The sequence below is a fragment of the Hydrogenophaga sp. genome (assembly GCF_030651625.1).
Lineage (GTDB): Bacteria > Pseudomonadota > Gammaproteobacteria > Burkholderiales > Burkholderiaceae_C > Hydrogenophaga.
Map to the genome: position 1 here is coordinate 325,802 of NZ_JAUSCF010000022.1, position 23,046 is coordinate 348,847.

Sequence of the window (23,046 nt, forward strand, 5' to 3'; positions counted from 1 at the left end):
GCACCGACATGCACAAGATCCTGGACCGCCTGCTGTACTGGTCGACCGGCCTGATGGCCGCCATGGCACTGTTCGCCATCATGTGGCTCACCCTCATTGACGTGAGCGGTCGAAAATTTCTGAGCAACTCGGTGCCCGGCGCACTGGAGATCACCGAGATCCTGATGGTGATCGTGATTTTCGGCGCTCTGCCCCTGGTCTCCTGGCACAACGAGCACGTCACCTTCGATTCGTTTGACGCATTCATTCCCAACTGGCTCAGACATCTGCAGGCCCGCCTGATAGACCTGCTGTGCGGTGCGGTGTTTGCCTTCCTCGGGTACCTGATGGTGCTGCGCGGTGAGCGCTTCAGAGAGTACGGAGACACCACCGCCCACCTCCTGCTGCCGGTCGCACCGGTGGCTTACCTGATGGCAGCACTGCTTTTCCTGACCGCCGCGACCCACTTTGTACGGGCCATCGTGAAACACCCACCAGGCCATGGTGCCGCTCACATCGACGGGAGCGCATCATGACGGAAGCGTTTCTGGGCTTTCTGGCCGTATTCGTCATGGCCTTCATGCGCATACCGCTGGCGGTGGCCATGATCATTGCGGGCTTTGGTGGCCTGCTCCTGATGCGGGGCTGGGTGCCCGCAATGGCCAGTACCAGCCAGGTGATTTTCGAAACCGGTTTTCACTACGTGCTGTCGGTGATTCCCTTGTTCGTGCTGATGGGTAACTTCGTGGCCAAGGCCGGACTGGCCCGGGAACTCTTCACCGCCGCCAACGCCTTCGTGGGGCACAAGCGCGGAGGCCTGGCCATGGCCAGCATCATTGCCTCTGGCGGCTTTGGCTCCATCTGCGGCTCTTCGATTGCCACCGCCGCCACCATGTCACGCGTGGCCTATCCCCAGATGAAGGCACACGGCTACAAGGACACGCTGGCCACCGGCGCCATCGCATCGGGCGGCACCCTGGGTATCCTGATCCCGCCGTCGACCATTCTGGTGGTGTACGGCATCATCACCGAGACCGACATCGGCAAGCTGTTCGTCGCTGGCATCCTGCCCGGCGTGGTGGCCATCATCTGCCTGTGCATGGCTGTGGTGTTCGTGACCTGGCGCGACCCGCAGGCCGGTCCGCCCGCCGAGCGCTTCAGCTGGACCGAGCGCCTGAAAGCCATTCGTGGCATCTGGGGTGTGGCGGTCTTGTTCGCTCTGGTGATCGGCGGCATCTACGGCGGCGTGTTCACCGCCACCGAAGGCGCTGGCGTGGGCGCAGCGGGCGCATTCCTGTTTGCCCTGTTCAGGGGCGCGCTCACACCTCGAGTGCTGATGAACGTGCTGGTGGAAAGCACGCGCACCACGGCCATGCTGTTCGCCATTCTGATCGCGGCCATGGTGTTCACCAACTTCATCAACTTCACCAGCATGCCTGGCGATCTGCGCGACTTCATTCTGCAGTTCAGCCCCAACCCCATCATGGTGGTCGTCATGATGATGGGCATCTACCTGGCATTGGGGATGGTGATGGAAGAACTCGCCATCGTGCTGTTGACCATTCCGGTGTTCTTCCCGATCATCACGGGCCTGGGCTTCGACCCGGTCTGGTTCGGCATCCTCATCGTGACGATTGTGGAAATCGGCATGATCTCGCCGCCGGTGGGCCTGAACCTCTTCGTGCTCAACTCCCTGCTGCCCGATGTGAAGCTCAATGCCATCTACAGGGGCGTACTGCCTTTCGTGATGGCCGACATTGTGCGCCTGGGCATCCTGATCGCGGTGCCGGCCATTGCGCTCTGGCTACCCGGCCTGATGGGACGCTGATTTCCCTGGGGATTCGCTCGAATTGAGCCGCGCGCCCAGCTCCGCGCGGTCGGTCGCCGAAAGATGCAGCACCCGCTGCGGGTAAGGGATCTCGATCTGGTTCTCACGCAGCGCCCTCAGAATGCTGCGGTTGATCAGGGATCGCAAATTGAGCTGACCGTTTTCAGGGTCGCCGATCCAGTAGCCCAGTGTGAACTCCAGGCCGTCGGCACCAAATGCCGACAGGGCCACAGATGGCCCCGGGTCGCGCAGCACGCGCTCCTGCGAGAGCGCCGCATCCAGCAACAACGCGATCACCTGCTCGACGTCGCTGTCGTAAGCCACCGAAACAATGGTCGACTGCCAGATCCGGTTGTCTGCCAGCGACATGTTTTCCACACGATTGGTAATGAGCACCTCGTTGGGCACAATGGACTCGCGGCCATTCAAGGCACGAATCACGGTGTACCGGGCATTGATGTTGGTGATGCGTCCTTCGAAGTTGTCCACACGGACGTTGTCGCCAATGCGCATGCTGCGTTCGGCCAGAATCACAAAGCCGCTGACGTAGTTGGACGCCAGCTTCTGCAGGCCGAAACCGATGCCCACACCGATGGCGCCACCCAGGACGGACAGGGCGGTGAGATCGATACCCACCGCGGACAACGCCACGATCAGGCCCACAAACATCAGCAGCGCGCGCGTGGCGTTGCTCACGGCCTTGCGAAGCGAGAGTTCGCTGCCCACGGCCTTGCGAAGCAGCCTGGATTCGATGGCAGATGACACCCACAAAGCGAAAATAAGCACCGCAGCAGCGGTCAGCACGCCCTCGATCATGGTGCGAAGACTCAGCGAGGCAGAGCCAACCTTCCAGGTGATCTGATCCATCTCGGCCAGCACCACGGGCAGCAGACCGCTCACCCACAGCACCATTGCCAGCCACACCACCCAGGAAATGGTGCGCTCCAGCACACGCACCCATGGTGCGGTGGCGAACGCCACCTGCAAGACCTTCACTCCCACCCGGATCACCACCAGCGACACCAGCACCGGGATCACCAGCTTGAAGGCCGCCAGCGGCATCACCATGAGCAGCAGGGTGCGCACGACATAACCCAGCACCAGCAACAGGAGCGGGAACATCACCCCGTCCACAATGCGTCTGCCGAAAGTGATCGAAGCCTTGTCGTCATTGGCTCCAACGGCCCGGCGCAAGAGCCAGGTCAGACCCCAGGCGAGCAACACGCACGCGCCCAACGCACCCAACTCCAGCAACACGGTAGGCTGCGTGAAGCCACTCAACCACAGATCCAGGTCATCGATAGGTTTGGCACTGCCGGTGCTGTGAGTCGTCATTTGCAATAGCGGAAAAAAATCAGTTGCGCCAGGCAGGCTCGCGCTTTTCAATGAAGGCCTGCACGCCTTCCTGTGCAACGGCATGAACCATGTTGCAAGCCATGCTCTGCCCTGCGAGCTGGTAGGCCGATTCGATGCCCGTCTCCAGTTGCCGATAGAACAAGGCTTTGCCCATGGCCAGGGCTTCGCGGGGTTTGGAGAGCAGCCGCTCCACCAGACGCTCGACTTCGGCGTCCAGTTGCTCGGCCTGTACCACCCGGTTGACCAGCCCACGTGCCACCGCTTCCTGTGCGGAGATGAAGTCACCGGTGAGCAGCATTTCCATCGCCTGCTTGGGCAGCACATTGCGAGAAAGCGCAACACTGGGCGTGGCGCAGAAAAGGCCCACATCGATGCCATTGACGCCAAAAGTGGCTTCTCTCGCCGCCACTGCCAGATCGCACTGGGCCACCAGTTGGCAACCTGCAGCGGTTGCCAGTCCCTGCACGCGTGCCACCACGGGCACCTCCAGTCGGCGAATCGACAGCATCACCTGTGTACACCGGGCAAACAACGCCTGGTAATAGGCAGGATCGGGTTGCGCACGCATCTCCTTGAGGTCGTGACCCGCACAAAAAGCCTTGCCCACCGCACCCACCACCACCACCCGGGCCTGTTTGTCGGCTTCCACGTCATCGAGCGCTTTTTGGAGCGCCGCCAACATGGCCTCGCTCAGCAAGTTGAAACGTTGCGGGGCATTCAGCGAAATGCGATGCACGCCGCGATCATCGCGCTCGTGAAGCAACAAGGCATCTGTCGGATTCGGTGGCATGGTTGTCTCGGCGATGGTGATCCAATCGGGCGATTGTCAGGGATTCCCGCCCCCTGGGCGCAGTGAGCGCGTTACCAACAGAAAACCCGCCAGGGCCAGTGAGCCGAGGCGGGTTGCCGTTTGAGTGCCCGCGCGGGGCAGCGTCAGGTCAGCGGCTGCCGCGCTTGGCCTCGCCACGGGCGTTGGCAGAGCGTGCGTGGGCACCAATGGATTTGCCCCGCACCTGAACAGCCTTGGACACCTCGGTCGCACGCTTGACCGCCGGACCCCTGCCGGCGGGAACAGCGGAAGTGTCCTTGGCAGAACGCTTCGGCAGTTCGGGCTTGCCGGGGGACTTGGATACCAGGGCTTTGGCCACTGCGCTTTGCACCGAAACTTTCTTCAGCGCGGTGGTCTTGGTGGGTGCGGACCTGGCTGTCTTGGTCTCGACGAGGGCAGCCCGCCTCGCAGCGGATTTTTTTGGCGGGGCTGGCGTCGCAGGTGCTCGGACCACCGCCGCTTGGGTGGGCGATTTGGTGGCGACAACCGGTTTGACTGCGGCCTTGTTTATCTGGTTCTCAACTTTGGTGAGGCGCTGCTCAAAACGGTTGAGCACCTGGCCAAACAGGGCGGCCTTTTGTTCGGTGCGCACATTGGCCACACCGGTGTTGCCGCGCTTGGCGGCAGTCGAAGTACGGGTCGTCACCGTCTGGCGCCGAAACAGATCGGCGTTCTTGTCGCGCAGGGTCCGGGCCCGGGCAATCTTGCTGCGAAGCTGGGCGGCGGTGAATCTTGTGACCTCATCGGCGAGCGAGGCGATGAAGAGATCGAGTTCGGTCGCATTGCACAACTTTTGCGCTTGAGCCCGGTTGTAAGCCATCAGTGGATCCTTTGTTTCATAGACGAATGGAAACTTAATTGTAAGGCGCTCAAGAAGAACGCCGACAATGCGATCACCTCGGCAACACAGTACGCCCCAACTGGACGCCAAACGGCCCATGAGCGCGGGATACTCCTTCGGCTGCAAAACACCAGAACAACTTAAGATACGTCGCATTCTCTGCAGTGCCACGACGTCTCTGCCAAGGGCCCTGCGCCTTCAAGAACTCCACCTTGCGAATGAATCCGCCCGACACCCGCCCCATCCGATCCCAGTACGAAGACTTCATGCGCCATGTCTTCACCACCGGCGTGCAAAAGACCGACCGGACAGGCACCGGCACCACCAGCGTGTTCGGTCATCAGATGCGTTTTGATCTCAACGAAGGCTTCCCACTGGTGACCAGCAAGAAGGTCTTCCTGAAAGCCATCATTGTCGAGCTGCTGTGGTTCCTGCGCGGCGACAGCAATGTGAAATGGTTGCAGGAACGCGGCTGCACCATCTGGGACGAATGGGCCCGTGAAGATGGTGACCTGGGGCCGGTGTACGGCGTACAGTGGCGCAGTTGGCCCACGCCCGATGGCGGTCACATCGACCAGATCGCCGAGGTGATGCAGACGCTCAAGTCCAATCCGGATTCGCGCCGCATCATCGTGAGCGCCTGGAACGTGGCCGATCTCACAAAGATGGCGCTGATGCCCTGTCACGCGTTTTTCCAGTTCTATGTGGCACCCGCCACCGAACCCGGGGGGCGCGGCAAACTCAGCTGCCAGCTCTACCAGCGCAGCGCCGACATCTTCCTGGGCGTGCCATTCAACATCGCCAGCTATGCCTTGCTCACGCACATGGTGGCGCAGCAGTGCGATCTGGACGTCGGTGACTTCATCTGGACCGGTGGCGACTGCCATATCTACAGCAACCACCACGAGCAGGTCGAACAGCAATTGAGTCGCCAACCGTTTGCGTACCCGACGCTGCACATCAAGCGCCGACCCGATTCCATTTTCGACTACCAGTACGAAGATTTCGAGGTGCAGGGCTACGAATGTCATCCGGCCATCAAAGCACCCGTCGCGGTTTGAGGGCATGAACTGCGTGCCTTCGTTCTTCGTGAAGCTGGAGCCCTGCCAACAGGCGTTCGTCGCCTCGGGTCGCCACGCGTGATTTCGCGCCGCCAACTCTGGGGGCTACTGGCCCTCACCCTCATGTGGGGCGTCAACTGGCCGATGATGAAGCTGTCTTTACAACAGCTCACGCCGCTGTACTTCCGCGCCAGCACCATGTTTCTGGGCGCCCTGTGCCTGTTTGCCTACATGGCCACCCGCAAAGAGCGCATGTGGCCCACAGGCAAGGAGCTGATGACCATCGCCGCTCTGGGCGTGCCGAACATCCTGGGCTGGCACACGCTCTCGATCTTCGGTGTGCAGGAGCTGGCCTCGGGCAGGGCGGCCATCCTCGGCTTCACCATGCCCATCTTCACCGTGCTGATTGGCGCCGCTTTCTTTGGCGAGCGCATCACGCCGCGTGTACGCGTGGCGGTGGTATCTGCTGCGATCGCCGTGGGACTGCTGCTCTGGCACGAGCTGCAGAGCATGACCGGGCGGCCGGTCGGCGTGGCGTGGATGATCGCGGCTGCGATCTCCTGGGCCATCGGCACCCTGATGTTCCGCCGCGCGCACCTGACCCTTTCCGCCCTGGTGGTCACGGTCTGGATGCTGCTTCTGGGCAGCCTCACGGTTGGGGTATTGGCCATTGCACTGGAACCCGTGCCGGCGCCGGTATCGTTCACACCAGCCATGTGGGTCAGTCTGGCCTATGGTGTGCTGATCAACTACGGAGCTGCACAGCTGATCTGGTTCGGCATGGCGCGCGACCTGCCGCCAGCCACCAGTGCCATGAGTGTCATGGCCATTCCACTGGTCGGCACTCTCAGCGCCACCGCCCTGGTGGGAGAGGTGCCGCATTGGCAAGACTGGATCGCCATGGGATTCGTGATGATGGCCATCGCCAGCGTGCTGTGGCCAGCCCGAAGGGCAGCTCCACCCCTGACTGCACAATAGAGCCATGCCCAAGGAACACACCCGGCTTCACCTGATCTACGCGCGCGCCGCCAATGGTGTGATCGGCAAGGACAACGCCCTGCCCTGGCACCTGCCTGAAGACCTGGCTCACTTCAGGCGTACCACCCTGGGCTGCCCGGTGATCATGGGCCGCAAGACCTGGGATTCTCTGCCGCCGAGGTTCCGGCCCCTGCCTGGCCGGCTCAACATTGTCGTCACGCGCAACACAGGCTGGCAGCCCGATGGTGCATCACGCGCGGCCTCACTCGCGGACGCCCTGGCGCTGTGTCCACCAGGCTCCGATGCCTGGGTGATTGGCGGCGCCCAGATCTACGCCGCCGCCCTGCCACTGGCACACTCGGCCGTGGTCACCGAGATCGCCCAGGACTTCGAAGGCGATGCTTTCGCGCCGCCGTTCGGCCCCGCATGGCGCGAAACCGCACGCGAGAGCCACACCAGTTCCAGCGGCCTGCCGTTTGCCTTCGTCACCTACACCCAGGAGCACTGAAGCCATGCAACTCGCCACATGGAACATCAACTCCCTCACCGTGCGCCTGCCACAGGTGCTGGACTGGCTCGCAACCAACCCTGTCGATGTCCTTGGCCTGCAGGAGCTCAAACTGGTGGACGAGAAGTTTCCCCACGCTGCGTTCAAGGAGGTGGGCTACCACGCGGCCTCTTTTGGTCAAAAAACTTACAACGGTGTGGCCATCCTGAGCCGCAACCCCATTGGCGATGTGGTGCGCAACATCCCGGGTCACGGCGACGAACAGTCACGGGTGATCGCCGCCACTGTGGACACACCACAGGGACCACTGCGGCTCGTGAACTGCTACTTCGTCAATGGACAGGAGCCGGGTAGCGAAAAATTCGCCTACAAGTTGAGCTGGCTGGCAACACTTCACAAATGGATAAGCAAAGAGCTGCAGGCCCATCCCAGGCTGGTGATGATGGGCGACTTCAACGTGGCACCTGAAGACCGCGACTCATTCGACCCGGTGGGCCTCAAAGACACCATCCACCACACGGTGGAAGAGCGTGCCCATTTCCAGGCCTTGCTCAAGTTGGGCCTCACCGACGCCTACCGAATGTTCGAGCAGCCCGAAAAAAGCTACTCCTGGTGGGACTACCGCATGCTGGGTTTCCAGAAAAATCGCGGACTGCGCATCGACCACATCCTCGTGAGCGATGCGTTGCGAGATCAAGTGACAGCCTGCACCATCGACCGCGCGCCCCGCAAGAACCCCCAACCCAGCGATCATGCGCCCGTGGTGGTGACGCTGGCCTGAAAGGTCTTCACCCAGAAACATCGCGGAACCGGCTTTGCCAGGCCGCAGATGTTGCCCCTCCTCCCAGGGGGCGACACGCAGCGGCGCGCGGGGGGCTCCAGGACCGCAGCGCAGGGCCGCCCCAAGCAAGGTCAGCCCCCTTGGGGGGCAGCGACCCGCGCAGCGGCGGAGCGTGGGGGACTCCAGATCCGGCGCAGGGCCGCCCCAAGCAAGGTCAGCCCCCTTGGGGGGCAGCGACCCGCGCAGCGGCGGAGCGTGGGGGCTCCACTATTCCAAATGAAGTTCCTGGATCTTGCGCGTGATGGTGTTGCGCCCGATACCCAGCTTCTGAGCAGCCTCTATGCGGCGCCCGCGCGTGTTGACCAATGCGGTCTGGATCAACCTCGTTTCAAAACGCCGCGTGAGCACGTCCCACACATCGGTTCGTCCCCCTTCCAGCAAGGTCATGGCCTCCGCCTGCAACCCGGCTTCCCAGGAATTGGGCTGATCGACCACGGATGCGGCGGAAAGAGCCGATCTTCCGACAGGTACATCGTCTTCAGAGGCCTCACGCAGCAACTTCTCGGAAGCCGCCCCATTGCTCACATCAGGGGCTTCAATTGTGTGCGACACGCCATCCACAGCCGCCTTCACAGCGGTCACACCCTCAGCCCCTGCAGCCAGCAACACCTCTGGTGGCAGGTCCTTGAGTTCGATCATCTGCGCAGGCGCCATCACGGTCAGCCAGTGGCAGACGTTTTCCAACTGTCGCACGTTGCCCGGAAAGTCGAAAGTGCCCAGCAGCTTGAGCGCCGACTCCGAAATGCGCTTGGGTTCGACGCCCAGTTGCTTGGCGCTTTGCTGCAGGAAGAAGCGCGTCAGCATGGGCACATCTTCACGGCGCTCGCGCAGGGCCGGCAAACGCAGCCGGATCACGTTGAGCCGGTGAAAAAGATCTTCACGGAACACGCCTTCCTTGACACGCTGTTCCAGGTTCTGATGGGTGGCAGCGATCACGCGCACGTTGGCGCGCACCGCACTGTGCCCACCCACGCGGTAGAAGTGTCCATCGGACAAGACGCGCAAGAGGCGCGTCTGCAAGTCGAACGGCATGTCGCCGATCTCATCAAGGAACAGCGTGCCGCCATCTGCCTGTTCGAAGCGGCCACGGCGCATGGTCTGCGCGCCAGTGAACGCGCCGCGCTCATGTCCGAACAATTCGGACTCCAGCAAGTCCTTCGGTATCGCAGCAGTGTTGATGGCAACGAAAGGACCTCCCGCACGGGGTGAATGCTTGTGAAGCGCGCGCGCCACCAGTTCCTTGCCCGATCCCGATTCGCCCGTGATCAATACGGTCACCTGGCTCTGGCTCAGGCGACCGATGGCCCGAAACACATCCTGCATCGCCGGCGCCTGGCCCAGCATTTCCGGGGCAGCCGCCATGCGCTCCTCGGCAACCTCTTCGCGCTGGCTTTCTTCCACTGCGCGGTGGATGAGCTCCACGGCTTTGGGGAGATCAAAAGGTTTGGGCAGGTACTCGAAGGCACCCCCCTGAAAGGCAGAGACCGCACTGTCCAGATCAGAGAACGCCGTCATGATGATCACTGGCAAGCCGGGGAGCATCTCCTTGACCTTCTCCAGCAGTTCCAGACCCGATCCCCCGGGCATGCGAATGTCGCTCACCAGAATCTGAGGGCCTTCGCTTTCGGGCGTGTCTGCCAGGGCGCTGAGCACTTCTTGGGGATTGGTGAAACTGCGGGTGGGCAGGTTCTCACGCAGCAGCGCTTTTTCGAGCACGAATCGGATCGATTGGTCGTCGTCCACTATCCAGATCGGCTTCATTGGTAAGTCATCCCTTCGTGCAGCGAGGCAGTGTGAATTCGAAAATCAAGGCAACGGAATCGAGATCTTGAAGTCCGTGTTCCCCGGCACACTTTCACACTCGATCAGGCCATGGTGCTGCTGGACAAAGGTCTGTGCCAGCGTGAGTCCGAGTCCAGATCCGCCATCGCGCCCAGATACCAATGGGAAAAATATGCGGTCCTTGATCGAGTCCGGTACGCCGGGCCCGTTGTCGATCACATGCAATTCCAGTGCCAGCTTGTAGCGCTGCTTGCCAAAGGTCACCTGCCGACCCACACGTGTCCTGAAGGTGATCTCACCTTCGCCTGACGCAATGCCCGCAGACAAGGCATGCGCCGCGTTGTGAGCGATGTTCAGCACCGCCTGGATGAGTTGCTCGCGGTCGCCGCGAAACTCGGGGATCGATGCGTCGTAATCGCGCAGCACGCGCAGGCCCTTTGGAAACTCCGCCAGTATCAGCGAGCGAACCCGTTCGCACACCTCGTGAATGTTCACATCGCCCACCACATGGGGCCGCCGGTGCGGAGCGAGCAGGCGGTCGACCAGCGATTGCAGGCGATCGGCCTCATGGATGATGACCTGCGTGTATTCGATCAGCTCTTTGGATTCGAGGTCCATCTGAAGCAGCTGCGCAGCGCCGCGAATGCCGCCGAGCGGATTCTTGATTTCGTGCGCGAGGTTGCGGATCAGCTCCTTGTTGGCCTGCGCCTGGTCGAGCAGGCGCTCTTCGCGCTCCTGGCGGGTCTGCTGTTCCAGAGGCAGCAGCTCGACGATCACTTCGCCCGTGGTTTCGGTCTGCGCGACCACCACATGCACAGGCAAAGGCTCATGGTTGGAGCGCTTGAGAAAGGCATCGTACCGAAGCGCGGCGAATTCATTGCTTCGCGCGCCGGACAGCGCGTTCTCAAGCAGCACCGGATCTGTGAAGCATTCCTGAAGCGGGGTCCCAGAGATGCTGCGCCGCGACATGCCCAGTGCATCCTCCAGCGCCGCATTGGCGTACAACACCCCACCATTGGAAGACACCACCGCCACCAGCGTGGCCAGCATGTCCAGTGACTGAAAGCGCTGCGCTGCCGGAATCAGCAGTTCGGTGAGCTTGCGTTTGGCAACGGTACCAGGCCGTGCCAACAGGTCGGGGGAGAACTTCGAGGGCGTCTTCCGTCCACTCATTGGTTCGAAGCAGGTGTCGAGCCGGGCGCAGGGGGCAACCTCCCCAGTTCCCGACGAATGCCCGCCACATCGCTTTCGGCACGCCCCACAGCCTCCTTGAGTTCAGCCACCCGGTCAAGGTAGCGCTGGTGGTTGCGCCCTTCAATGCCCTGCTTCTCGGGCTCACCACCGGCATAGGCCTTTTGGGCTTCGGCCAGCCTGTCTTGGGCGCGCCGAAGTTCGGTCTCCAGAATCGCTCGCGCATCGCTGTCTCGTGCGCGCTGTGCAGCCGAATCCACTCGTTCGGCACCATCGCGTGCAGGGGAGGCCGCGGGAGATCGGCGTGGTGTCGACGGGCTCGCCGTCTGCGGCCTGGTTCCTTCAATGACAGTGATATTGCCACCTTGCATGAGCGTGCAGCCCCTGCTGCGCGCCTGCTCTGCGTTGTTGATGTATTCGACAGGCGTCCCGGGGCAACGGTAGATGCGCTCCTGAGCTTGAACCTGGGTCAGGCCTAGACCCGCCATGAAAATGGCCATCCAGCGAATCGTTGAAATGGGTGTCGAGTTCAAAAGCACTGTTTACTCCGTGGACACGGGTTGCGCGGCGGCACCTGCTCGCCTGTCAAACCATTGGGCAGTATGAACCAAAAGCACCCCAAAAGTGCCCGGATCGCCACGGTTGCGCGACGGATCGCAGCCGTGGCGCGACGAAATCGCTGGCGTGAACGAAAAAAAGGGACACCCTCTTGGTATCCCTTCTTCCTTTGGCCCACAGTCTGGTGTGAGCCTCTCCCGCGTCTGGGCCTGGCTTTTGCCAGGCACAGGCATCACAGGCTGTAGTACATGTCGAACTCCACCGGGTGCGGTGCCATGCGGAAACGCGTCACCTCGGCCGACTTCAGTTCGATGTAGGCATCGAGCATGGTGTCGGTAAACACGCCACCCTTGGTCAGGAACTCGCGGTCCTTGTCCAGGTACTCCAGCGCCTGATCCAGACTGTGGCACACGGTCGGCACCAGCTTGTCCTCTTCCGGCGGCAGGTGGTAGAGATCTTTCGAGGCGGCTTCGCCCGGATGGATCTTGTTTTCCACGCCGTCCAGGCCGGCCATCATCAAGGCCGAGAATGCCAGATAAGGGTTGGCTGAAGGATCAGGGAATCGTGCCTCGATGCGGCGACCCTTGGGATTGGCCACATACGGGATACGGATGGAGGCCGAACGGTTGCGGGCCGAGTAGGCCAGCTTCACCGGTGCTTCGAAGCCGGGCACCAGGCGCTTGTACGAGTTCGTGCCTGGGTTGGTGATGGCGTTCAAGGCACGGGCGTGTTTGATGATGCCGCCAATGTAATACAGCGCGAAGTCGCTCAGACCAGCGTAGCCGTCGCCAGCAAACAGGTTTTTGCCGTCTTTCCAGATCGACTGGTGGACGTGCATGCCGGAACCGTTGTCGCCCGCGTAGGGCTTGGGCATGAAGGTGGCGGTCTTGCCATAGGCATTGGCCACGTTCCACACCACGTACTTGAGCACCTGGGTCCAGTCGGCGCGCTCGACGAGCGTGCTGAACCGGGTGCCGATTTCGTTCTGACCTGCCCCCGCCACCTCGTGGTGGAACACCTCGACCGGAATACCCAGCGATTCCAGAATCAGGGACATTTCAGCCCGCATGTCCTGCATGCTGTCGACCGGTGGCACGGGGAAATAGCCACCCTTGACCGTTGGACGGTGGCCGCGATTGCCGCCTTCGAGCTTGGCACCGCTGTTCCATGGGGCTTCGTATTCTTCAATTTCGTACATGACACGACCGGGCTCGTTGCTCCAGCGAACGCCGTCGAAGATGAAAAATTCTGGCTCTGGTCCGAAGTAGGCGGTGTCGCCCAGGCCGGAGGCCTTGAGGTATGCCTCGGCGCGCTTGGCGATGGAACGTGGATCGCGGTCGTAAGCCTTGCCATCGCCCGGCTCGATCACGTCACACTGAATGAACAGTGTGGTTTCTTCAAAGAAGGGATCGATGTTGGCGGTGTTCGGGTCGGGCATGAGTTGCATGTCCGATGCTTCGATGCCCTTCCAGCCGGCCACTGAAGAGCCGTCGAAGGCGTGGCCCGAGGTGAACTTGTCTTCGTCGAAGTGGGACACAGGCACGGTGACGTGCTGTTCCTTGCCCCGGGTGTCGGTGAAACGCAAGTCAACGAACTTGACTTCGTTGTCTTTCACCATTTGCATCACGTCTGCGACGGTCTTGGCCATCAAATACTCCTGTAGCTGGGTGGGTGAGTGAATAAGAAAAGTCGATGCCTACAAGCAGTATCTGTGCCAATTGACGGCCTGACACACCCTTGACAGGCATCGGCAAGCTCCGCCGGAATTATGGCGCAGCCCTGCATCAAAACGGTTCAAACCCTATTTCCGCACCATCTTGCTCGTACAAGTGCACTGCCAGCCATCTTTGGTGCACCAAATTAACACATTCTGCGGGAATTACCCAGAAAAGCACCATTAGAGTGCGTTCAAGATCGCACCATTTCGGGGCCCAGTTGGGCGCGATGCACATGAAGCCCCGCCAGCAGGTCAGCATAGGCAGCCCCCACAGCGGCGGTTTCGCCTTTCACACCCAGTTCAATGTGCCTTCCATAAACAGGGTGATCCACGCTGGGCAGGCTGAACACCTTGACCGCATGCTGTCGTTCGATCTGCTCCATGAGCGGTGTCAATGCCGCCTCCATGGCGCCGAAGACGATGACCGAACGTTCCAGTCTTTCGCCTGGACGATGCAGATGTTGGTATTCGTTGTCCAGCACCCATTCGATCATGGGCCAGGCCATCACGGGAAATCCGGGGAAAAAATGGACCCGACCACCCGCCACACCCGTGCAACTGAACCCAGGAATGCGGTTGTAGGGGTTGGGGATGATGTCGCAGCCCACGGGAAACACCCCCATGTTCAGACGGTGAACATTGTCAGGACGCTCCGCGTCGAAGGCTGTGCCCTGCTCTGCGGCCACTTCCTGCATGCGCTCAAAAATCAGGTCTCTGGCCACCGGGTGCAGCGCCAGCGGCGTGCCCAACGCTGCGGCGGCGCACTGCCGGGTGTGATCGTCCGGTGTGGCGCCAATGCCGCCGCAGCAGAACACGGCGTCGCCGCCGTCCAGCGCATCGCGCAGCACCGCCGTGATCCGCCGCGGGTCGTCGCCCACGCAGCGCGACCAGGCCAGTGAATGCCCTCTGGTCCCAAGCAACTCAATCACTTTTGGCAGGTGTTTGTCGCTGCGTTTACCTGAGAGGATTTCATCTCCGATGATGATCAGACCAAAGGTGGGAGGTGATGAGGTGGATTCACTCATGAAGGGTTCCCCTGGTGACCAGGTGGCGGCAAGGCATACGGATCGGGTTCGGCAACAGCATTCTCTCGCAGCGCCGGCTGCCCTCCAGGAACGTATTCGGGGTCTGCGTCAAGCACTTCCACCGAGGGCGTGGCACGCAAGCGCTCCAGGATGGAGAGCAGGTAATGGGCAAACCAGAGGGAAGCAAACGCGAACACCAACGTATAGATCCAGATCGCCATCGGCACAAGCAGCGGTGCCATCGCAATGAACATCGCCCCCGAAGCCCACAACAAGCTTGGGGCAGCACCCAGATAGCCGGTGAGCACGCCCATCAGGAAAAGGTTTGTGCGATGCTCTTTCAGGATGGACCTTCTTTCCTCGCGACTGGCATGGGTGGCGAGCGCGTCGAACGCAAACACCCGGTAGGTCAACCAGCCCCAGATCAGGGGCGGCAGTATCAACACCAGGGGAGGAATGAGCCAGAGTGGCATGGACACGATCAACGCCACCAAGGCCAGCAGAGTCGATCCGAGTGACCACAAGACACTCACCAGCAAGGAGCCGCCATGCTTGCGCTCCAGCCGACCGAACCTGCGCTGCCCCACCAGATCGACCATGGCAGGCGTCATGAACATTGCCACCAGCAAAAGGCACATGAGCACGACAACCGGTGTCGCCAGGATCAGCACCAGCAAAGGAGCAAAAACCGCTCGAAGCGGCCCCATGCCAACGCTGTCGAGCCATCCCAGGAACGTCTGTACCCACGCCAACCCGTCCAACCAGGCTGCAACTGTGGCGACTGCATTGGCCCAGAAAAAGTAACCCAGGGCAAACGAAAACAACACCATCAACAACAGGGGAAGCACAGACAGTGCGATGACACGGGGGTGCACGCAGTAGGCGACAGCACGCCAGAACGAATCAAAAAGCAGGCCCATGCGGCGAAGAATACAACCAAACCCAAGCGAATCGGACGCGCCATATCACGAGTGGGGCTGCGATCACTGATGGTTTGCAGTGAGCTTGCGCCGCGCGCTAGGATGGTTGAATGAACCGACTTGAGATTGAAGGCGTCTGCCTGGAGGTGCGAGAGATCGCTGGTCCGCAGGATCGCGCACCACTTGTGTTTTTGCACGAAGGCCTTGGCAGTGTGTCCATGTGGACCCAGCGCGGCCGGGATTGGCCCACCGAACTGTGCGCAGCCGCAGGCCGTCCGGGCATGGTGTATTCAAGACGCGGCTACGGCCAGTCCGATCCGGTGCCCCATGTGCGAGGTGCGCCTGGATGGGACGGCTTCTGGCACACCGGACGCCACGAACCGGACTACATGCATCTGGAGGCCTGGCAGGTGCTTCCCGTTCTGCTCCAGAAGGCAGGGTTGCAAAGCCCGATTCTGGTCGGGCACTCCGATGGTGCCACCATCGCGCTGCTCCACGCGAGCCGCCATCCGGTGACAGCGTGTATCGCCATGGCACCGCATGTCGCAGTGGAAGAAATGGCCATCAAAGCCATTGCCCAGGCCAAAGAAATGTTTGAAAAGCCTTCATCCAGTCAGGGGTTCCGCCAGCGATTGGCCAGACACCATGGCGATGTCGACAACGCATTCTGGCAATGGAACGATGTCTGGCTCAGTGAGGCGTTCAGGCATTTCGACATCAGGGGCAACTGTCAGCAAATCAAGGCCCCCCTGCTCCTTGTTCAGGGGGACGGAGACGAATACGGCAGCCTGATGCAGTTGCAGTGGGTGCAGGATGCCGCACCGCAGGCACTGCAGGTGGTGGTCAAAGGATGCGGCCACTCCCCTCACAGGGACCAGCCAGACATCCTCACCGGTTCCGTGGTGCCGTTTCTCGCTGGACTGCCTTGAAATGACACCGAACAGGACCGACCGATGCGCCCCTGAGACCGACCACAGTCAACGACATGAGCCTTGAAACCCGCCCCTGCCTCCTACTTATGGGTGCTCCGGTGAATGCGTTTTGGCTGATTTCCCCAAAGAATGCACACTTTGGTGTGGCAATAAAACCCAAACTCTGCCGACGCACGACCTGACTGTCTACACTTTGATACAACTCGTCCTCAACGCATACCGATGACCGATTGGCACAACCCCTGGCTGCTGGCAGCCCTCGCACCGCTCCTGATGGCGCTGGGGGCGTGGCTGAACCGCGCATGGGTGGCAAGGGTCGCCCGCAATCAGCGCCGCATCCCAAAGCATTGGCCGCTCAGCACACGTGCGCTGACCAACAGCGAGGAAGCCAGGGTCTGGCATTGGCTCTCTCGCACCTTCTATGACCACCATGTCATGGTCAAGCTGCCGGTGACGAGATTCACGCTGCCAAGGGACCGGGAACAAGGCATGCACTGGTACAGGCTGCTGGGCAGTGTCTATTGCACCTTCACCATATGCCAACCAGACGGCCGGGTTGTGGGTTGCCTGGATGTGCCCGGGTCCGCAGGTCTGCCCCGAAGCACCCGGATGCTCAAACACTCACTCCTGACGCAATGTGGTCTGCCCTACTGGGTGGTCAGGTCCAACAACCTGCCCTCGGTGGTCGAAATCCGCGCTGAATTCCTGGGTGAATCACCCACCAGTCAGGCGATGCGTGAACGCGAGCAGGAAGAGCGGGCCATCATTGCAGCCCAGGCGAATCTGCGCACCGCGCTGAACCGCCAGAGAAGTACCCGAAACAGCGACTTCAGTCCGATATCGAACTGGTCGAACAGCACGACCGGAGGAATCCGCAGCGACTTCCACTCCCAGTGGCAAGACGAGAACTCATTTCTCATGCCACTGGACAGCCGCAAGGGCGACCTGCTCTGACTTCCGAGGCTCCCTCCGCCCAAGTGTCATCAGCGCGCACCTCACTTGACCTTCTGGGTCAGAATCTCGATCTCAGCCGGTGTCAGCCAGCGCCACTGGCCCTCTGGCAATTCATCGGAAAGCACCAGCGGACCGATGGCTGACCGGTGCAGCGCTTCCACCCGATTGCCCACCGCCGCGATCATTCGCTTGACCTGATGGTATTTCCCCTCGGTCAATGTCATTTGAAGGCAGTGATCATTGACAGCTTTGCAAGCCTGGGCCCGCACAGGCTTGGGATCGTCATCGAGAACCACCCCCTCCATGAGGCGGGAGATCATGCCATCGTCGAGCGGGTGCTTGACCTCAGCCTCGTAGACCTTCGGCACATGATGGCGGGGAGACGTCATTCGATGAATGAACTTGCCGTCATCAGACAACAGCAGCAGTCCGGTGGTGTCCTGGTCCAGTCGACCTACGGCCTGCACACCTGCAGCGGCACCACCCCCACGCTGACGCAGTGGGCCAGGTAAAAGGGTGTAAACGCTGGGGTAGGTACCCGGCTTTTGCGAACATTCGAAGCCTGCGGGTTTGTGAAGCATCAGATAAGCCCGCTCCTGGTAGTGCCAACGGACACCTTGAACCCAGAAAACCAGGTCTTCGGTCGAAACGAGAGTCAGGGGATCGCTACACGACTCCCGTGACTCTCCCAATGCAACAAGGCCCTGCTGAACCAGCCCGCAACATATGCGTCTCGTGCCGAAGCCTTGTGAAAACAGAATATCTTGCAACTGCATCATCGTGATGGAATTGTCGCTTCTCGGAGGTTGCTGTCATCTGCTTCGGCGAAAATAAGGAGTTGATTGACGCCGAGACATCCGCATCTGAGAACGAATGAAAAAAAGAATCAAGTCATGGCTACCCAAGCCGGAGACGCTGCTTCAGAACCGCTGGCTGAAGTGGTTGGGCCCTGCGCTGCGGCATCCAAGGTTATGGCACTTCAGCCGCAAGGGTATTTCCCTTGGCCTGGCCTTGGGGATCTTTTTCGGTCTTCTCATCCCGTTCGCCCAGATACCTTTCTCGGCGACCTTGGCTGTTCTGCTCCGCGCGAATCTTCCGATGGCAGTTGCCAGCACGCTGGTGACCAATCCGGTGACCTTTGGCCCGGTCTACTACGGGGCCTATCGACTCGGCAAAGTGGTGCTGGGCGAGCGACCCATCTCTGAGGAAGAAGCGATCAAGGCGCTGGAAGACGCACAGGTTGAACCACCAGAGATCGAGGGCCTGACCGACCGCGTGACCTATTGGGCCACGCACCTCGGTACGGTTGGAAAGCCTCTGGTCGTGGGCTTGGCCATCGTTGCAAGCGCGAGCGGAATTGCCGTGTATTTCCTGACCAGTGGGATTTGGGTGCTGAGGACACGGTGGAGCAGAAACAAGCGACTTCGAGACCGCGCAGCCCGGCTACCGCCTCAGCCACAGCCGGCAGAACGCAAACCCTGAGGTTGGGTCTGGCGCGTGGGCTGCCCTCCAGCTGGCGAAGGCCATGGCCATGGCCATGACCAAGCTGCTCCCCTGACGAACTGTTACTTGACCACCCAAGGCCCGCGACTTCACCATGAGGCGGGCTGGCAGGTCACAAGCGGACGGGTCAACAGGTCCTGCATGCCCCATGCCGTGCCATACTTTGGCTCATACGGTTGAATGTCCTACCCGCCCGCACACGGACACACGGCGACGCCCCGGTCAAGCCCCGTCGCTGGTATCCACAGGAACACGCTGCACACACGCATGGCTCCTATCGCGATCAAACGTTTTCTCATCCTCACTGTCGTCTGGCTCGCCCTGACGCGTGCCGATCCCGGCGGCCTGCTGCCGGGGGCCCTGGCGGTGCTGGCTGGCACCTGGCTGAGCTTGCACCTGCTGCCCCCTGATCGTCGGTCCATACGGCTCTGGCCGCTGTTGCGCATGGCGCCGGGCTTCTTGTGGCGCTCCGTGGTGGGAGGGACCGATGTGGCTTGGCGCGCGCTGCATCCCCGGCTGCCCATGCGCCCGGGCTGGCAAACGTGCCCCAGCACACTGCCGGCCGGCGGCGGACGCGTGCTGCTCGGTGGCGAGTTCAGCCTGCTGCCCGGCACGCTGGTGGCCGGCACCCGAGATGGACGGTTCCTGGTGCATTGCCTGGACACCGATCAAGTCCTCGAAGCCGACATCCATCGGGCAGAGCGCGAAATAGCCGCCTGCACCGGTTCGACGACGCCCACCAACCCACAGCGCAAGGACACGGCATGAAGACCATCGTGCAACCAGGTACGGAGCCGTCATGACGGACTGGTACCTGGCCTGCGCGGCGGTGCTGCTCCTGACCCTGGCCGGTGCACTGTGGCGCGTCGCCCAAGGACCACACGCCGCCGACCGCATGATGGGCGCTCAACTGATCGGCACCGGTGGGGTGGCGGTGCTGCTGCTGTTGGCAGCCGCCGAGAGCCGCTGGGCCATCGTCGATGTCGCGCTGGTGCTGGCATTGCTCGCGGCGTTCGCGGCGGTGGCCTTCGTCAAGGCGATCAGCCGCGAGGGGCGCGGGGAACCGGAGGCGGACGACGGGCCATGACATTCTCCTTCGCCAACGTCTTCACCATCGCCTTCACCACCTTCGGGCTTGCCTTCTTCATCGCCGGCACCGTGGGCCTGCTGCGCTTCCCCGACGTCCACAGCCGGCTGCATGCGCTGACCAAGGCGGACAACCTCGGCCTGGGCCTGATGGTGCTCGGACTGCTGCCCCAGACCGACAGCGTCTGGACTGCGGTCAAGCTGTTGCTGGTATGGGCGCTGGCCATCCTGGCTGCGGGCACCACCTCGCAGCTGATCGCGCGTGCCGCACTGCCGCGCGAGTTGCGCGACGCGCCCGAGTCCGGTCCGCACGACACGCAAGGCGGTCGAGCTTGACAGGGCTGGCCTTCGACCTGTTGCTGTGCGTGCTGATCCTCGGCACCGCGATCGCAGCGGTGGCCGGTCGCGAGCTGTTCGGCTCGGTGGTGTTCTACATCGTCTACGGGCTGCTGGCCGCGATGGCCTGGGTCCGGCTGGGTGCTGTGGATGTCGCACTGGCCGAGGCGGCCATCGGCGCCGGACTCACCGGCGTGCTGGTGATGGGGGCCACCGCACGCGTCGCCCGGCTGGCCGAACACGACGTGCCCGATGCCAGCCGGCTGGCCCGCATGCTCGCAGCCGCCGCCTGCGCGGCACTCGCCGGTGTCATCGGTCACGCCGTGCTGGCAATGGATCCAGCGGGTGCGGGACTGACGGAACTCGCCGAAAGCCGCCTGCAGGAGACCGGCGTCGGCAACCCGGTGACCGCCGTGCTGCTGGGTTTCCGTGCCTACGACACCCTGCTCGAAAGCATCGTGCTGCTGGTTGCACTGATCGGCGTCTGGTCGCTGGCGCAGGACGACCACTGGGGTGGCGTACCGGGCCTGCCGCAACGCGTGCGCGCCGATGGCGTGCTGGCCACCTTCGGGCGCTTCCTGCCGCCACTGGGCCTGGTGGTGGGTGTCTACCTCGTCTGGGCTGGTGCCGACCAACCCGGTGGTGCCTTCCAGGGCGGAACGGTGCTGGCCGCTGTATGGTTGCTGCTGGCGATGGCCGCACTGGTGCGGGCGCCTGGCGTGTCCAGCGTGCCCTTGCGCAGCGCGTTGGTGGCCGGACCGGCGCTGTTCCTGCTCGCGGGCGTGGCCGGTGCGGCGGCAGGCAGTTTTCTCGGCTGGCCCGCAGCCCACGCCAAGACCATCATCGTCGGGATCGAGGTGGGGCTGACGCTGTCGATCGCCGTGACGCTGGCACTGCTGTTGATGGGTCCACCGCAACGAGAAGAGCCATGATCAGCGCGGCCAACCTCTATGCGCTGTGTGGCGCGGCGCTGATCGGCATCGGGCTTTACGGCTTTGTCGCGCGGCGCCACCTGCTGCGCCGCGTGATCGCGTTCAACGTGACCGGCTCGGGCATCTTTCTGCTGTTCGGCGCCACGGCCTGGCGCCGGCCGGACCTGGGATCCGACCCCGTACCGCAGGCGCTCATCATCACGGGCATCGTGGTGGCGCTGGCCGCGACGGCGCTGGTCGTCACGCTGATCACCCGGCACGCGGAATTGTCCGGGCAAACCACCTTGCCCGAAGAAGCGGACGAGGAGCCAGCAGCGCAAGACGATGGCAGGGACTGAGCCGTGACGGACACACTGTTGACTGCGCAGGTCTGGCCGGTGCTGAGCATCGCACTGCCGCTGGGGCTTGCGCTGCTGGCGGTGTGCCTGCCACGCGCCGCGCGCCTGCTGCTTGTGCCCGCGATGTTGGGCATGTTGGTGCTGGCCGCCGGCATGGCTGTGCACGTGTGGCGGGGTGGGCCGATGCGCGTCCAGATCGGCGGCTGGGACGCGCCCCTGGGCATCGCCCTGGTGGTCGAAGGCCTGTCCGGCGCCTTCGTGCTGACCGCCGCGATCGTGATGGCGGCAGTGATGTGGCAGGCGCGCTCGGACTTTCCTGTGCAGCGCGGCAAGGAGACGCGCGCGGCTTTTGCGTTCTGGCCTCTGACGTGGTTTCTATGGGCGGCGCTGACCGCGGTGTTCCTCTCCGGTGACCTGTTCAACCTGTACGTCGGGCTCGAACTGCTGACCCTGGGCGCCATCGCGCTGGTGGCAATCGACGGCAAGCCCCCGACGGTCGCCGCTGCGATCCGCTATGCACTGTTCGCGCTGCCGGGGTCGCTGCTCTATCTGCTTGGAACCGCGCTGCTGTATGCGGCGCACGGCACGCTCGACATCGCACTGCTGGGAGAGCGCATCGGCGAACCCGACGCGGCCACGCTGGCCGCAGGCGCGCTGATGACCGCTGGCCTGGCCGCCAAGACGGCGCTGTTCCCGTTCCACGCCTGGCTGCCGCCGGCGCACGCCGGGGCACCGGCACCGGCCAGTGCGATGCTGTCGGCACTGGTGCCCAAGGCTTCGTTCTACATCGTGCTGCGGCTGTGGTTCGACGTGATGCCGCAAGCGGCTGGTGCCTGGATGCCGCAATTGCTGGGCGCCATGGGTGCGATGGCCATCGTCTATGGCTCGGTGCTGGCGGTCCGCCAGGACAGGCTCAAGCTGCTCATCGCCTACTCGACCGTCGCACAAATCGGCTACCTGTTCCTGCTGTTTCCGCTGGCGGGTGGGGGCGGCCCAGCGCAGCCCTGGTACGCCGGCGCATGGACCGGTGGCGTGTTCCACGCGTTGTCGCACGCCAGCGCGAAGGCCGCGATGTTCCTGTGTGCCGGCCTGTTCGTGCAGGCCATCGGGCACGACAGGATCAGCGGTCTGCAGGGCATCGCGCGCACCATGCCGATGACCACCTTCGCGTTTGCACTGGCCGCCGTGTCGCTGATGGGCCTGCCCCCCAGTGGCGGCTTCATAAGCAAGTACCTGATGCTGACCGCCGCCTTTGCCGGTGGACAGATCGTGTGGGCGGTCTTCATGCTGCTCGGCGGCCTGCTGGCTGCGATGTACCTGTTTCGCCCGCTGACGCTGGCGTTCGCGAAGGGCGGCATCGAATCGAGCGACCTGCAAGTCGTGAAACGTGGGCGTCAAGTGGTGCCGGTGCTGCTGGCGGCCACTGCCATCCTGCTGGGTATTGCCTCCGCCTTGCCCTACGACTTCTTGCAGATCGGCCGCCCCGTCGCCGCCGATGAGGGACTGGGATGAAACAGCCCCCACGTTCACTTCGTTCACTGCCCCCCGAGA

Annotated in this window: 25 protein-coding genes; 15 read left to right on the forward strand and 10 right to left on the reverse strand. The window is 62.5% G+C overall.

Going from position 1 to position 23,046, the window contains the following annotated elements; genetic code table 11:
- Positions 1–8: 8 nt before the first annotated feature.
- On the forward strand, positions 9–515 hold the full coding sequence (locus tag Q7V46_RS09425; protein WP_304913268.1) for a TRAP transporter small permease: 507 nt from the start codon (positions 9–11) through the stop codon (positions 513–515).
- Positions 512–1,807: a TRAP transporter large permease gene (locus Q7V46_RS09430; RefSeq protein ID WP_304913269.1), complete on the forward strand. Its 1,296-nt coding sequence runs from the start codon at positions 512–514 to the stop codon at positions 1,805–1,807. The genes Q7V46_RS09425 and Q7V46_RS09430 overlap by 4 nt, the downstream gene beginning before the upstream one ends.
- On the opposite strand, the gene Q7V46_RS09435 is transcribed toward Q7V46_RS09430, so the two are convergent.
- From Q7V46_RS09435 to Q7V46_RS09445, 3 genes are all read right to left on the reverse strand, one after another.
- Entirely contained in the window at positions 1,784–3,142 is a 1,359-nt protein-coding gene (locus Q7V46_RS09435; protein ID WP_304913270.1) for a mechanosensitive ion channel family protein, read from the reverse strand. The genes Q7V46_RS09430 and Q7V46_RS09435 overlap by 24 nt on opposite strands.
- A gap of 19 nt (positions 3,143–3,161) precedes the next feature.
- Entirely contained in the window at positions 3,162–3,953 is a 792-nt protein-coding gene (locus Q7V46_RS09440; RefSeq protein WP_304913271.1) for an enoyl-CoA hydratase, read from the reverse strand.
- A 148-nt stretch (positions 3,954–4,101) separates the two neighbouring features.
- Positions 4,102–5,004, reverse strand: a complete 903-nt coding sequence (locus Q7V46_RS09445) for a hypothetical protein (protein WP_304913272.1) — start codon at positions 5,002–5,004, stop codon at positions 4,102–4,104.
- A 47-nt stretch (positions 5,005–5,051) separates the two neighbouring features.
- On the opposite strand from Q7V46_RS09445, the gene Q7V46_RS09450 reads away from it, so the two are divergent.
- From Q7V46_RS09450 to xth, 4 genes are all read left to right on the forward strand, one after another.
- Entirely contained in the window at positions 5,052–5,894 is an 843-nt protein-coding gene (locus Q7V46_RS09450; RefSeq protein WP_304913273.1) for a thymidylate synthase, read from the forward strand.
- Positions 5,895–5,972: 78 nt separating this feature from the next.
- Positions 5,973–6,872 carry a DMT family transporter gene (locus Q7V46_RS09455; RefSeq protein WP_304913274.1) on the forward strand — a complete coding sequence of 300 codons (900 nt, stop codon included), beginning with the start codon at positions 5,973–5,975 and terminating at the stop codon, positions 6,870–6,872.
- A gap of 4 nt (positions 6,873–6,876) precedes the next feature.
- Entirely contained in the window at positions 6,877–7,380 is a 504-nt protein-coding gene (locus Q7V46_RS09460; protein WP_304913275.1) for a dihydrofolate reductase, read from the forward strand.
- A gap of 4 nt (positions 7,381–7,384) precedes the next feature.
- On the forward strand, positions 7,385–8,161 hold the full coding sequence (gene xth / locus Q7V46_RS09465) for an exodeoxyribonuclease III (protein WP_304913276.1): 777 nt from the start codon (positions 7,385–7,387) through the stop codon (positions 8,159–8,161).
- A gap of 267 nt (positions 8,162–8,428) precedes the next feature.
- Here the strand turns inward: xth and ntrC are convergent, their stop codons facing one another.
- From ntrC to Q7V46_RS09495, 6 genes are all read right to left on the reverse strand, one after another.
- On the reverse strand, positions 8,429–9,982 hold the full coding sequence (gene ntrC / locus Q7V46_RS09470; RefSeq protein WP_304913277.1) for a nitrogen regulation protein NR(I): 1,554 nt from the start codon (positions 9,980–9,982) through the stop codon (positions 8,429–8,431).
- A 45-nt stretch (positions 9,983–10,027) separates the two neighbouring features.
- Complete coding sequence (glnL, locus tag Q7V46_RS09475) at positions 10,028–11,053, reverse strand: nitrogen regulation protein NR(II) (RefSeq protein ID WP_304913404.1); 1,026 nt, start codon at positions 11,051–11,053, stop codon at positions 10,028–10,030.
- A 119-nt stretch (positions 11,054–11,172) separates the two neighbouring features.
- Positions 11,173–11,694, reverse strand: a complete 522-nt coding sequence (locus Q7V46_RS09480) for a hypothetical protein (RefSeq protein ID WP_304913278.1) — start codon at positions 11,692–11,694, stop codon at positions 11,173–11,175.
- Between the two features lie 290 nt (positions 11,695–11,984).
- Positions 11,985–13,400 (reverse strand): type I glutamate--ammonia ligase, encoded by a 1,416-nt coding sequence (gene glnA, locus Q7V46_RS09485; protein WP_304913279.1) that lies wholly within the window; start codon positions 13,398–13,400, stop codon positions 11,985–11,987.
- Positions 13,401–13,660: 260 nt separating this feature from the next.
- Positions 13,661–14,494, reverse strand: coding sequence for a molybdopterin-binding protein (locus tag Q7V46_RS09490; protein ID WP_304913280.1), 834 nt, complete (start codon positions 14,492–14,494; stop codon positions 13,661–13,663).
- Positions 14,491–15,414 carry an EI24 domain-containing protein gene (locus Q7V46_RS09495; protein WP_304913281.1) on the reverse strand — a complete coding sequence of 308 codons (924 nt, stop codon included), beginning with the start codon at positions 15,412–15,414 and terminating at the stop codon, positions 14,491–14,493. Before Q7V46_RS09495 ends, Q7V46_RS09490 begins: the two co-directional genes overlap by 4 nt.
- Before the next feature lie 110 nt (positions 15,415–15,524).
- Between Q7V46_RS09495 and Q7V46_RS09500 the strand changes: the two genes are divergently transcribed.
- Positions 15,525–16,343, forward strand: a complete 819-nt coding sequence (locus Q7V46_RS09500; protein WP_304913282.1) for an alpha/beta fold hydrolase — start codon at positions 15,525–15,527, stop codon at positions 16,341–16,343.
- A 225-nt stretch (positions 16,344–16,568) separates the two neighbouring features.
- Positions 16,569–17,300 carry a hypothetical protein gene (locus Q7V46_RS09505; protein WP_304913283.1) on the forward strand — a complete coding sequence of 244 codons (732 nt, stop codon included), beginning with the start codon at positions 16,569–16,571 and terminating at the stop codon, positions 17,298–17,300.
- Between the two features lie 41 nt (positions 17,301–17,341).
- Here Q7V46_RS09505 and Q7V46_RS09510 read toward each other — a convergent pair whose 3' ends face one another.
- The gene (locus tag Q7V46_RS09510; protein WP_304913405.1) at positions 17,342–18,076 is read right to left on the reverse strand and encodes a 16S rRNA pseudouridine(516) synthase; all 735 of its coding nucleotides are present in this window, start codon (positions 18,074–18,076) and stop codon (positions 17,342–17,344) included.
- A gap of 97 nt (positions 18,077–18,173) precedes the next feature.
- Here Q7V46_RS09510 and Q7V46_RS09515 point away from each other — a divergent pair, with 97 nt between their 5' ends.
- The 7 genes from Q7V46_RS09515 to Q7V46_RS09545 all read left to right on the forward strand — a co-directional run bounded on the left by Q7V46_RS09515 (position 18,174) and on the right by Q7V46_RS09545 (position 23,007).
- Positions 18,174–18,782 (forward strand): DUF2062 domain-containing protein, encoded by a 609-nt coding sequence (locus tag Q7V46_RS09515; protein ID WP_304913284.1) that lies wholly within the window; start codon positions 18,174–18,176, stop codon positions 18,780–18,782.
- Positions 18,783–19,070: 288 nt separating this feature from the next.
- Complete coding sequence (locus Q7V46_RS09520; protein ID WP_304913285.1) at positions 19,071–19,571, forward strand: Na+/H+ antiporter subunit E; 501 nt, start codon at positions 19,071–19,073, stop codon at positions 19,569–19,571.
- Positions 19,572–19,602: 31 nt separating this feature from the next.
- Complete coding sequence (locus Q7V46_RS09525; protein WP_304913286.1) at positions 19,603–19,890, forward strand: monovalent cation/H+ antiporter complex subunit F; 288 nt, start codon at positions 19,603–19,605, stop codon at positions 19,888–19,890.
- Complete coding sequence (locus Q7V46_RS09530) at positions 19,887–20,225, forward strand: monovalent cation/H(+) antiporter subunit G (RefSeq protein ID WP_304913287.1); 339 nt, start codon at positions 19,887–19,889, stop codon at positions 20,223–20,225. Before Q7V46_RS09525 ends, Q7V46_RS09530 begins: the two co-directional genes overlap by 4 nt.
- Entirely contained in the window at positions 20,222–21,157 is a 936-nt protein-coding gene (locus tag Q7V46_RS09535) for a hydrogenase subunit MbhD domain-containing protein (protein WP_304913288.1), read from the forward strand. Before Q7V46_RS09530 ends, Q7V46_RS09535 begins: the two co-directional genes overlap by 4 nt.
- Entirely contained in the window at positions 21,154–21,495 is a 342-nt protein-coding gene (locus Q7V46_RS09540; RefSeq protein WP_304913289.1) for a cation:proton antiporter subunit C, read from the forward strand. The genes Q7V46_RS09535 and Q7V46_RS09540 overlap by 4 nt, the downstream gene beginning before the upstream one ends.
- A 3-nt stretch (positions 21,496–21,498) precedes the next feature.
- Positions 21,499–23,007 carry a complex I subunit 5 family protein gene (locus Q7V46_RS09545; protein WP_304913290.1) on the forward strand — a complete coding sequence of 503 codons (1,509 nt, stop codon included), beginning with the start codon at positions 21,499–21,501 and terminating at the stop codon, positions 23,005–23,007.
- Positions 23,008–23,046: the final 39 nt, after the last annotated feature.